Source organism: Cyclobacterium amurskyense (genome assembly GCF_001050135.1).
GTDB lineage: Bacteria > Bacteroidota > Bacteroidia > Cytophagales > Cyclobacteriaceae > Cyclobacterium > Cyclobacterium amurskyense.
The window spans coordinates 4,730,258-4,742,645 of record NZ_CP012040.1; the positions used below are offsets into that span (position 1 = coordinate 4,730,258).

Genomic DNA, 12,388 nt, shown 5'->3' on the forward strand with positions numbered 1-12,388 from the left:
TATAAACTTTAATAAGATTGAACGGATAGCCTCACCTTACTATTGGTTCTAAATACTATTCTATATCCCCAAAAAACTCCTCTAAGTCCAGTTTAAACCCTTGGATCGCCTTTGACTCTGCCACATCTCCGGAGGTAAGCAAAAGGGAGGGGACATATTTTCCATTAGAAAGACTATAGATTAACAAATCCTGGGTTTCAGCATGAATGATCCAATATTCCTGAACTCCATTGGACTCATAAAGCTTAAACTTATGCTTCAATTCGGTTTTACTGTTGCTAGGGGATAGGATTTCCACAATCAAGTCTGGCGCTCCTATGCAGCCTCTGTCATCCAATTTTTCCCGATCACAAATCACGCAGATATCCGGCTGAACCACATCATGAATTAAATGATCTGCTTTGGATGCTTTTGGAAAACGCACATCGAAGGGTGCATCGTAAACTTGACATGATTTGTCTTCCAAAAAGTAATAGAGTTTAGCAGCCAACTTTATTGAAATTTGCTGATGGATACGTTTTGGGGCAGCAGCAGCTTTTTTAAAGGCTTTCCCTTTGATCAGTTCGACCACTTCCTCTATCTGCCATTTCAGGTAATCGGCATAGGAATAATTCCCATATTCCAAATCCGGTTCATTGACATTATCCGGTTTTTTGACTTCCATACTATAAATATACTGATTTTAGGACTATTTTAGAGATAGTGTATTCTAAATTATGGGTTAAAGTATGCTTGAACCTTGAGACCAAAAGAAAATCAAGGAAAAAAGGTACCGGAAGAAAAAAATGGATTTTAGAGAGACTGGAAATATTTGTGCTTATTGTCTTTGAAGGTAGCGTTGATCTTTCAGTTGAATACCTTCGGTTAAATAATCGTTAGAATTTTGGTGATTCAGGGTGCGTTCATTGGTTTACATCTTCCTCAAACATCAATGCTAAATTATTCATCATTGAGAATTAAAATTAAATTCTAATTCGGACAAAAATCTAATTATATACTATTACCTTTTATTTTGAAAAAAATTGATCATGATTAGCAGAAGAAAAGTAATAAATATTTTATCAAGCCTGCCATTTGGAGGTCTGTTTTTAGGAGCACTTCTGGGTACAAATAGTGCCAGGTCAATGCCTACCACTACTGTGTCCCCAAGTAAAAAGGCTCTTGGAAAAAGCATATATGACTCGATTGGAGTACGGCCACTAATTAATGCCCGAGGCACTGTTACTGTCGTTGGTGCAACTCGGATCTTGCCTGAAGTACAGGTGGCGATGGACGAAGCGGTGAAGGACTTTGTTCAAATTGATGAACTGATGAATGGAGTAGGGCTTCGCCTAGCAGAAGTAACAGGGGCGGAATGGGGCGTGGTGTCTTCAGGTGCATCCGCTGCAATATCTATTGCGACAGCCGGTTGTGTGACAGGAGGCGACCCTGATAAGATTTGGCAAATCCCCAATCTGGATGGAATGAAGGATGAAGTGATTATTCCTTCTTATTCTCGATCGGCCTATGATGCTGCAGCAAAGGCGGTGGGAGTGAGAATGGTAGAGGTGAATAGCCCCGAAGAATTAAAAGCTGCCTTGGGTCCCCGAACAGCTATGATTATGGTCTTGGCCAGTGGTGCATCTGAGGACGGGCCTCTCTCGCTGAAAATAATCGCGGCTCTTGCCAAGCCACTTAAAGTGCCAATCCTTGTGGATGCAGCGGCTGAGGGCCTAGAAGTCCCAAATCCACATATAGCCCAAGGGGCAGATATGGTGGCCTATAGTGGAGGTAAATATTTGCGAGGCCCACAATGTGCCGGCTTATTGATAGGACGCAAAGACTTGGTCCAAGCTGCTTGGATCACTAGTGCGCCCCACCATGGTTTTGGACGTGGGTTTAAGGTGGGACGAGAGGAGATAATGGGGATGCTGACAGCAGTAGAAATGTGGAAAAAACGGGATCATACAGAAGAGTGGAGGATGTGGATTTCGTGGGCCAATTACATCTCCCATCGTCTGGAACAGGTTCCTGGGGTGAAGACAGAGATTCTTCTCCCAAAAGGAAGATCCAATCGATCACCTTCTCTTCATGTGGAATGGGATATTTCTTTAATTCCACTCACAGGCCAAGATGTTGAAGAACTTTTGTGGGAAAACAATCCCCGAATTGCTGTCAGCGGTGCTGGTAGTTACCTACCTTTCCCTCCAAATATGGAGCCTAACATACGGATCAACCCTTCCCAACTTACAGCAGGCGAGGAGAAGGTAATCGCTAAATCCGTTTATGAGTTGCTTTCCAATCCACCTCAGATGCAAAAGCCTAGTGGTCTTGCTGCGTTTAACTTAAGTGGCCTTTGGGACCTAGAGATACAATTCGTCGCAAGCATTGTGAACCAAACTTTCATGCTTGAACAAAAAGGAAATGATATTTTTGGTACCCACCATGCTAGTTTTGGAGCTCGTGAGCTAACAGGTACGCTTCATGGCAATGATATTTTGATTCGAAGTTCCTATACTAGCCAAGGAGTACGCCTTAATTTCCAATTTACAGGAGTAGTGAGTAAGGATAATATGGACGGTATAATGAGTTTGGGTGAATACGGCAGGGCAGAATGGAAGGCAAAACGGCGACAATATTAAAACCCAGCTATTACGTAAAAAGTAGTTAAAAGAATTTGATCCAGTGAATGAAATAAATTGAAAGGTGGTTGTTGTTGTTTCTGAAGGAAAAGAGTCAAAGTTGCACCCAATACCCAGACGAATTTAGCTAAAAAGACAAAGGATATAAAAGGATTATATATTTTCCCAGGTTTAGTAGACATCAATTTCATAATAACCATTGAGTTAATCCTCATTCAGAGTATAGCAATGGACTTAATGGTCCAATATGGTCGCATTCACTTTTCGCTCTGTTGCTACAATAAATCTGGGCACCCTTACAATACATCAAAAACAATCTATTGGCTTCCTCCTGACCCTCAGTCTCCTATAGGGAAAGTTAGCAAACAATGGTGGACAAAGTTTGATGTTCTTTCTGGCTTGTCCGGCATTGCAAATGCCTGTGAACTCGTTTCACAATGGCTTCCAAGGGATGTAGAAAAATGCTACACCCTGTCTACGGTAGGTAAAGCGTACGGAGGATGATTTTGCAACTTATCTCTGATTATTTCAACGAATTTTCCCCATAAAAAAATCGTCATTTCAAGGCTTAAGAAGGACTTTTTGTGACCCTTAAGTTACTTCAGGTGACCAAAATAGGTAGGGCTTGTGCCAGCCCGACAGACGGGTCATTTCAAGTGCTATATTTAAGCGAGGAATCTTCTAAACTTATTCAACAAATAAACTTTTGTTTTATTGTTTAAAACGTCGCCCATAAATACACTTAATTTTTTTTATGTCAAACTTCAAATGACTAAATTAGTAATTAATCATTTATACTTTAGAAAAATGAAAATAAGTGTTGTTGCGCTCACATTTTTTATTCTTTTTGGATGCTCAGAAGTAAAGGATGAAAATTACCTGTTTAGATCAATTGACCCCACTGTTTCAAAACTTGATTTCACCAATGAGTTAAAAGAAACCAATAACCTGAGTATTCTATATTATCTCTATTTCTACAATGGGGGAGGAGTAGCCATAGGGGATATCAATAATGATGGTCTTCAGGACCTGTTTTTCACCGGAAATCAAGTTCCCAATAAGTTATTTTTAAATAAAGGGAATATGGAATTCGAGGACATAACGGTAAATGCTGGAATTGCTGGTCATTCTGATTGGAATACAGGGGTAACGATGGCTGATATAAATGGCGATGGACATCTTGATATTTATGTATGTGCAGTAGTAGGTATCCATGGGTTGAAGGGTAAGAATGAATTGTTTATAAACAATGGTGACCTCACCTTTAGTGAAAAAGGGAAGGAATTCGGTTTGGATTTTAAAAACTATTCTACAATGGCTTCATTCTTTGATTATGACAATGATGGAGACTTAGACATGTACCTATTAAACCACTCCGTGCATACCGATAACTCATATGGTCCTGCAGCTATAAGGAATGAGCGGATAAATGAAAGTGGCGATAAATTGCTAAGAAATGAAAATGGAAAATTTATAGATGTCAGCGAAGAGGCGGGTATTTTCGGTGGGGCCAATGGTTATGGTCTCGGTTTGGCAACAGCAGATTTTAACAATGATGGATTTACAGATCTTTATATAAGCAACGATTTTCACGAAGACGATTATTACTATATCAACAATGGAGATGGTACATTCAGCGAACAACTGAAGGAGAAGTTCAGCCAGGTAAGCAGGTTTTCTATGGGCAATGATGCTGTGGACATCAATCAAGATGGCTTTGTAGATATTGTCACCTTGGATATGTTACCTGAAGATGAAAAAGTACTTAAATCATCCATGAGTGATGATCCCATTTATACGCATGACCTGAAAATAGAACGCCTCAACTACCAACCTCAATACGCTAGGAATATGTTGCAAATCAACCGAGGCGGAGAATATTTTCAGGAAGTAGCCTTGTATAGTGGAATTTCAGCGACTGACTGGAGCTGGAGTCCTCTCTTCGGGGATTTTGACCTTGATGGCAAGCAGGACTTGTTTATTTCTACAGGCATATCCCGCAGACCCAATGATCATGATTATATCAATTACATCTCAAGTGAGGAAGTAGAACGCCAATTTAATGCTTCCAATAAATTGGATCAGGAAGCATTGAATAAAATGCCTTCTGGGAAAGTCAAAAATTATATTTTTAAAGGGGAGGAAAATATCTTATTTACTGATTATTCTGGCAAATGGATTTCCCCTGAGGAAAATTTATCTACTGGAGCTGCTTGGGCGGATTTGGACAATGATGGTGACCTGGATTTGGTAACCAATAATATCAATGAACCTGCAACTTTGTACAGGAATGACTTGGATGGAAATTCGGCCTATTTAAAAATAAAGGTAGATTTTATCGCTCCAAATAATTTTGGGATTGGAACCAAGGTCTTTACTTGGCATCAAGGGAACATGCAAATGAAGCAATTATTTACATCAAGAGGTTTTCAGTCTTCCTCTGAACCTTTGATACATTTCGGTTACGGAAACTTACAACAAGTAGATTCCCTGTATGTGATTTGGCCTGACAATTCCATAGAAAAAAAATATGATATCGCATTGAATCAAACCTTAGATTTAATACCATCAGAAGTTCGCGATAAGGTAGATTATTTAGAAATCTTCCCCAAACCCGAAACGTGGTTCCAAAAAGTCGAGGCTTTATCGGGATTGGATTATAAACATCAAGAAAACAGGTTCATAGATTTCAATCACCAACGGCTTATTCCCTATAAAATTTCTGACCGAGGACCTGCAGTCGTAGTCAAAGACCTTGATGGAAATGGTAGTCATGACATTTTCTTTGGAGGGGCTAAATCTCAATCCTCTAGAATCTTTCTTCAGAATGGGAATGGCTTTGTTGAAAAACATTACAGTGCAATCGCTTTTGATTCTTTACGTGAAGATGTGTCGGCTATAATAGAAGATTTGAATAATGATGGGATAAATGACCTGTTTGTGGTTTCGGCAGGAGGAGAGTTTTCCACGAATAATGAAGCATTGAAAGACCGGCTATTGATCAATGACGGAAAGGATTTTAAAAGACAAGAACTACCTTCTTACAGTGAAAATGGTTCGGTTGTAAAAGCGCATGATTATGACAAAGATGGTGATATAGATCTATTTATTGGTGGAGCTGCAGTTTCAAAAGATTTTGGAAAAATTCCTAAATCTGTGCTCTTGAAAAATGAGGTCGGTACTTTTAAAATAATTGAAAATGAAGTACTGGAGAATGTTGGAATGGTGACGGATGCCGTCTGGACAGATTTTGACGGGGATTCTTGGGTGGATCTAATCGTAGTAGGAGAGTGGATGTCTCCCAGGTTTTTTCAAAATCATGAAGGGATTTTAAAGGACGTTACAGAAGAGATTTTGGATCAAAAGTTAACTGGTCTATGGCAAGCCATTATTCCATTTGATATTAATGGAGATGGAGAAATGGATTATTTATTGGGGAATTGGGGCTTAAACAGCAAATTCAGTTCTAAAGAAAATTTCCCCTTAAAGATGTATTATGCAGATTTTGATGAAAATGGGAGCACAGAAACCATAGTGGCTTATGAAAAAGATGAAAATTATTATACCGTTGCGGGCTTGGATGAACTAGGGAGTCAAATGAACTTTCTTAAAAGAAAGTTTACTTCTTATAAGGATTTTGCTGGTAAACCCTTGGAGGAGCTATTTGACGATGAGCAATTGGAAAATGCCAACCTTCTTACAGCAGAGCAATTGGCATCCGGATACCTGCTTAATGTAAATGGTAACTTTAAGTTTGAAAGTTTTGAGGCTTCCTTACAAGTAGCACCTTTGACTACTTTTTTAAAGTATGATTTTGATGGAGATGGAAAGGAAGAAGTCATGGCAGGTGGGAATTATTTTGGTGTATCCCCATATCATGGTCGCCTTGGAAGTCTTTCAGGAAATACAATTTCTTCAGAAGGAAAAATAATAGAAGGATATCAGCTTGGTTTAAAGTTCAGCCAAAAAGCTGTAAGAGGTTTAGACATAATCAACCTTAATGGTACCCATTATGTCTTGGTTACATTTAACAATGATAAACCAGATTTCTATAAACTAAGACAGGTGAATCAAAGCCAAAAATAGCCTAGAAATAATTGTTCTACTGCCTTACCTCTGCCTTCTACAGGCTCAGGCACTGGTAGTTCGGATGCCCAACAGTCTCAGGCAACGGTAATAGATTATTGAAGTTTATACCTTAAAAACAATTAACAATTAACCATTACCTCCCTTCAAATACATCTAAACAATAAAAAATCCGGCACCTAGACTTTAGTCAGAGATGCCGGATTGTACTTTTCAATTTTGAGTTCCTTTACAAGAAGCCCGTCAATTGATTTTTCTTAGCAATAATTAATAACCAGGATTTTGCTCAAGTACATTACTTGCTGAAAGTGCAGCAGTAGGTACTGGGAATCGCTTCAGATGGTCAGAGTTAGAAGGAGAGTGATCCCACCATTTTTCAGTGGTGAAAAAGCCTAACCTGATCAAGTCAGTTCTTCTTCTTCCTTCTCCTAAAAATTCAATACCCCATTCGTCTGCCATTCTGTACAAATCTAAATTTCCGGCACTAGCTGGGTTAGGGTCATTTCCTCCTTCAAAAGCCCTTTGGCGTACAGTGTTGATTAATTCTGCTGCTTCTGCTTCTTCCCCTAGCCTTAATTGACACTCAGCCAGCATTAAATAAACTTCTGCTAACCTAAAAACCGGATGATCTGCAGCCCATCTCAAAGTAAGGTCTTGGCTTGATGGGACAGGGATTTTTACCAAACGAATACCAGTGTTTTCTTCACCTGCTCCGATATTGGAAGGAATGTCCTCAATAGAAGAGTAAGTAGATCCGATTTCCGAAAATCTACCAACCTTATCCACAAACTCAAGAGGTTTACCGTTGTATTCCTCATTACCAATAACTTGCTCACCTGTTATTGGAGAGATTTGAGGGCCTACTAAAAACATTCCTTCGTAACTGCCAGAACCAAAATATTTAAATGGTTTTTTCCTAAGGTCGGTGTCTTCAAATTTCTCGTACGGTGAACCCAATTTAAACTCCTCTGAATACAAAGTACCATCAGGCATTCTTGAAGGTTGTAAATGAGTACCGTTATTAGAACCTAAATCTACATCAAAATATACTCGGGAATTATAATGATACATATGACCATAGTGGGTATACTCTAGTCGGTTAAATTCAGAAGGGATTGACCAGATAATTTCTGGTGATTGGTCATTTTCAAAATCATGAGGCCCATTCCAATCTGTGTCAAGACTATAGTTGCCGTATTCATTATTAAGAATTGCTTTAGATATTTCTGCTGCTTCATCGTACATAGGTACACCTATGTAGGCTTCTGCATTGAAGTACAATCTTGCCAACATCACTGCGGCAGCCCCTTTGGTAATGGCCCCTTCCTGCGGTGCACCATCTACTTTCACAGATAAGTCAATAAGTGCTTGTTTCAACAAACTTTCAATGTGATCAAAAGTTTCTTTATCAGTGCTTCTAGGAACATTTTCCTGATCCAAACTGGTGAATATTGGAAGACCACCATAGAAATCCAGTCCTCTTAAGTAGAAGAATGCAATCAAGGCATCTAATTGACCTAGGTGAGCAGCTTTGTCCTCTTCTGAAAGCGCAAGTTCCTGATAATTTAATTTACCCAGGTCTTGCTTTACGTCCAATGCCAAAGCAACACCTTGTAAAGTTCCTCTCCAGGTGCCAAATAATTGGGATTCATCAGGAGTCCACTCATGATGCTGATATCTTGCATAACGTCCTCCATCATACCAGTGTCGCCCCTTTGTGGTACGGGCAAAATGGTCTCCTGAAAATTCTTGAGCTACCCATCTATCCCCAGTTAGGTACCACCTAGCATGGGTAAATGGGCGGTAAAGTGCTGCCAATACATCTCCTTCAGTTTTAAAGAAGGTTTCTGGTACCACTCTGTCATACCAAACCTCATCCAGAGAACAGCTTGTTATAATGACAGTAAAGAGTATTAATATATATTTTGTCAATTTCATGATCTTAATTTTTTTGGTTTAGAAATTAGCTTGTACACCAAACATAAAAGTTCGCGTTTGTGGATAGGTTGCCCTCTCTTCAAACCCTGGGTCCAGGCCATTAATATTAACCTCTGGATTTAAACCTGAATAATTTGTAAGTACGAATAAATTTTGTCCAGTCGCATAAACACGAAGCCCTTTTACGTATTTATTTCCTTTTACATCAAAAGAATAGCCTAATGACAATACATCAAGTTTCAAGAAATCGCCATCTTCAATCCAGTAATCACTCAATTCTTTTTCTCCTTTAATATGCTTTTGGTCGTCATAGTTTTCAACCAAAACATTTCTAGACTCTAAAGGTATTCCATAGTAGAAATTTGGCATGTTAAATATATCATGTCCTGTCCAAGCTCTGAAATAAGCGTTTACATCAAATTTACCTATGGTGAATTGATTGTTCCAAGCCAAGATTACTTTTGGAATGGCATTACCAATGAACTTTTTATCCTGATTGGTTTTAGTTCTTTCAGTTACATCAAATACTTCTCCATCGTCTCCTCTTAACATCCAGTTACCATCATCTGTAAATCCTGCATGTTCCCACACAAAGAACCTACCTATAGGTTCACCTGGGAAAAGTCTTACAGCATTACCAGGGCTTCCTGGTGCTGGAAAACCTTTTCTATCCCAAAAAGTCTGATTTCCCCAAAGGCTTACCAATTCACTTTTATAGGCAGATCCAATCAAAGTAGTTACATAATTGAAATTGGTTTTGTCAATAGCATTCCAGGTGACTTCAGCTTCCCAACCTGTATTTCGTAAAATACCTACATTCATAGTGGTTTTGTCGTGAATAGCTGGAGGTTGTGGAACAGAAATATCGTAAATCAAATCATCTACATCTCTTTTGAAGATATCAAACCTACCGGAAATGTTTCCTTCAAGAATAGCAAAGTCGATACCGAGGTTGTATTCTTTTTTTGTTTCCCATTTTAGGTCAGTATTTTGGTTATGAGAGACCCCGTAGGTTCTTCTCCATTCTCCATTCATTAGCCACCAAGTATCCGGGCCGTACATTCTGGTTGCCACACCCGGTGCGAATCCCTCATTCCCGGTTTCTCCGAATCCACCTCTAAGTTTTAGATTGGTGAACAAATTTTGGGTTTGCATAAAAGGTTCGTTGTGAATATTCCAACCCAAGGAAAGGGCTGTGAAATTACCCCATCTATTACCTTTGGCAAATTTTGAAGAACCTTCTCTTCTCAAACTTGCAGTAATCAAATACCTATTGTTCCAGCTGTAATTTACCCTTCCAAAGAAGGCCATTAACCTTACTCTAGGGTTTTTATAAGAGCCTAATCCAGCCCTACCTTCAGACAAAAACCTACCTGTAGCCAAGTCATGCTCTTCAATACCATCTACTGCAAAATCTGAATTGTTTGCATTAAAACCCTGTCCATTAAATTCCTGGAAACTATAGCCTCCAACAGCATTGATAGTATGTAGGTCATAGGTTTCGTCGTAAGTGAAGAAAGCTTCCAAGGTATTGTCTTGGAATTCCCCATAACTATGGCTAGCATATCCTGCTACTCCTTCATCCAAGGAAGTCTTATGTTGTGCAGATCTCCAGTAGGTTCCGTAGTTACTTCCATTGTTCAATGAATACCTTGCGGTAAGAGAAAGATTGTCAGTGAGGTTAAACAACAAGGAAGTGGTATTTAATAAATAAGAATATTTCCTTTGGTTTTTCATTAATCTAATATCCGCAACAGGGTTGTACCAGTCATAGCCACCGGTCCATACATTAAGCCCATGTGGCATATTAGCATCATAAGGCGTTTCTGTAGGGTTTAGCTGAAGAGCCATCCTGAAAATATCATTGTTTGAAAAATTTGACTGTCTTTCACTATAGGAAAGGTTATTGGTGATTCTTAAAAAGCCATCAAATAAGGTGAAGTCAGTATTTATCCTGGCTTGTGTGTCGTTTCTATCAGAACCAATGGCCAGGCCGGTGGCATTATTGTTACTTATGGTAGCACGGATTCTAGCGTTTTCTACACCACCACTAAAGCTTAATACATTTCTATAGCTCATTGGGTTGTTATTGGTTACTTCATCAAACCAATCGGTATTGTGTCCAATATCATTACCTAAGCCTTCTTCAAGGAAGCGATCTCTTCCCAATGGCTCATTATAACGACGTACTCCTTCCACAAATAATTCACCTGTATAACTAACTGTTAATTCGCCGGCTTTAGCAGATTTAGTGGTAATTAAGATAACCCCGCCAGAGGCCCTAGTACCATAGATAGCCGCACCAGAGGCGTCACGCAATACTTCAATTGAGGCAATATCCTCCTTTACTACTGAGTTGATATTGCCACCCGGAACCCCATCTATTACGATTAGCGGCCCTTGAGATGCATTCACTGAGTTTACACCACGCAATTGAATGGAAATACCTGCATTGGGATCAGCACCATTGGTGGACTGAATACTTAATCCAGGAACTTTTCCCTGAATGGCCATTAAAGGAGATACAGTGCCAGCTACAAAATCCTTTTCATCCAATGAGCTGACCGCACTTGTGAGGTTTTCTCTATTGACAGATCCATAGCCCACGACCACAACTTCTTCCAATGAAGCTACATCTTCTAGTAGGGTTACATCAATCTTATTTTGGTTTTTGACTACAATTCGCTGGGATTCAAACCCTATAAAAGAAAAAATAAGTGTTGAACCTTCTGGAACGGTAATTGAATAATTTCCACTAAGGTCGGTGGCCGTTCCTAGTCCGGTTTCAGGAATGGAAATTGTAACACCAGGAATGGGTTCACCGTTTTCATCCGTCACTGTGCCCTGTACAGTCACATCTGCCATACTTGCTAAATTAGTGCTGCTTTTCCTTTCAGAACGGATCTTATTATCCATTGATAATAAGTACGAGTTGATAGCTTTTTCAAAGCTTTTTTCTTTCCCCGTATTGTTTTCTGCATGTATATAATCCAAGCTAATAACTTGAATTATTATAGCAATTGAAAACAATCGAATCAAGGGTTTCACATGATTTAATAAAGGTTGTTTCATTACTTTGGATTTAGGTTTTTAAAATGGGATTAATTTGTTAATCATTTGAAATTTAGTGTTCGTAAAATAAATCCTAATGATAGCAAAAACTACAACTAAAAAATAGTATTCAGTAGTTTATTTTTAGTTTTATTATTACTAAAATTTATTTTTAATTTAAATGAGTTATTATTATAAATAAATTACTGTAATTAATTATAAAAAATATACATATATGTCTTTTTTAAAAATAATCCCTCTAAATTTGAAATATATGTTTAGTTGAAAATCATATGATTATTTTTAATCTAATAATTGAACCTATAGTATAATAATGTATTATGATAATATATGAAAATTTAGGTATTCAAATGTTTTATTATACTTTTAAATGATTATTTTTCTGATTTTCAGAGTTATTTCTATTATTGGCCTTCAGAAGCATATTTATTTAGGCTAGATTTTCGAAAAAATGAACAAAATTTATCCTTTCAAAAGAATAGAATTGCGTTTTATAGGCAAATAGGCCGCTTGGGAGTGGAATAATTGTTCAATAGAATTTTGTTAAAAAAATAAAATTCAGGTGCTTTTACCCTTATTTCGTAGTGCAACTTGAAAAGTCCATTTTCTCATGCTATTTTGTGTTATCAACTGTTTTTATGTAATAGTTGACGATAAACCAAATTAACAAA

Annotated in this window: 6 protein-coding genes; 3 read left to right on the forward strand and 3 right to left on the reverse strand. The window is 38.3% G+C overall.

Annotated features, from left to right (window positions below; all coding sequences use genetic code 11):
• Positions 1-55 precede the first annotated feature (55 nt).
• Entirely contained in the window at positions 56-664 is a 609-nt protein-coding gene (locus CA2015_RS19060) for a Uma2 family endonuclease (RefSeq protein WP_048643333.1), read from the reverse strand.
• 364 nt (positions 665-1,028) lie between these two features.
• Between CA2015_RS19060 and CA2015_RS19065 the strand changes: the two genes are divergently transcribed.
• From CA2015_RS19065 to CA2015_RS19080, 3 genes are all read left to right on the forward strand, one after another.
• A complete protein-coding gene (locus CA2015_RS19065) occupies positions 1,029-2,621 on the forward strand; it encodes an aminotransferase class V-fold PLP-dependent enzyme (RefSeq protein WP_084011900.1) in 1,593 nt (530 codons plus the stop codon).
• A gap of 228 nt (positions 2,622-2,849) precedes the next feature.
• Positions 2,850-3,125 (forward strand): hypothetical protein, encoded by a 276-nt coding sequence (locus CA2015_RS19075; RefSeq protein WP_048643335.1) that lies wholly within the window; start codon positions 2,850-2,852, stop codon positions 3,123-3,125.
• 303 nt (positions 3,126-3,428) lie between these two features.
• Positions 3,429-6,707, forward strand: coding sequence for a VCBS repeat-containing protein (locus CA2015_RS19080; protein WP_048643336.1), 3,279 nt, complete (start codon positions 3,429-3,431; stop codon positions 6,705-6,707).
• Between the two features lie 267 nt (positions 6,708-6,974).
• Here CA2015_RS19080 and CA2015_RS19085 read toward each other — a convergent pair whose 3' ends face one another.
• Complete coding sequence (locus CA2015_RS19085; protein WP_048643337.1) at positions 6,975-8,645, reverse strand: RagB/SusD family nutrient uptake outer membrane protein; 1,671 nt, start codon at positions 8,643-8,645, stop codon at positions 6,975-6,977.
• An 18-nt stretch (positions 8,646-8,663) separates the two neighbouring features.
• Positions 8,664-11,717 carry a SusC/RagA family TonB-linked outer membrane protein gene (locus tag CA2015_RS19090; RefSeq protein ID WP_048643338.1) on the reverse strand — a complete coding sequence of 1,018 codons (3,054 nt, stop codon included), beginning with the start codon at positions 11,715-11,717 and terminating at the stop codon, positions 8,664-8,666.
• Positions 11,718-12,388 lie beyond the last annotated feature (671 nt).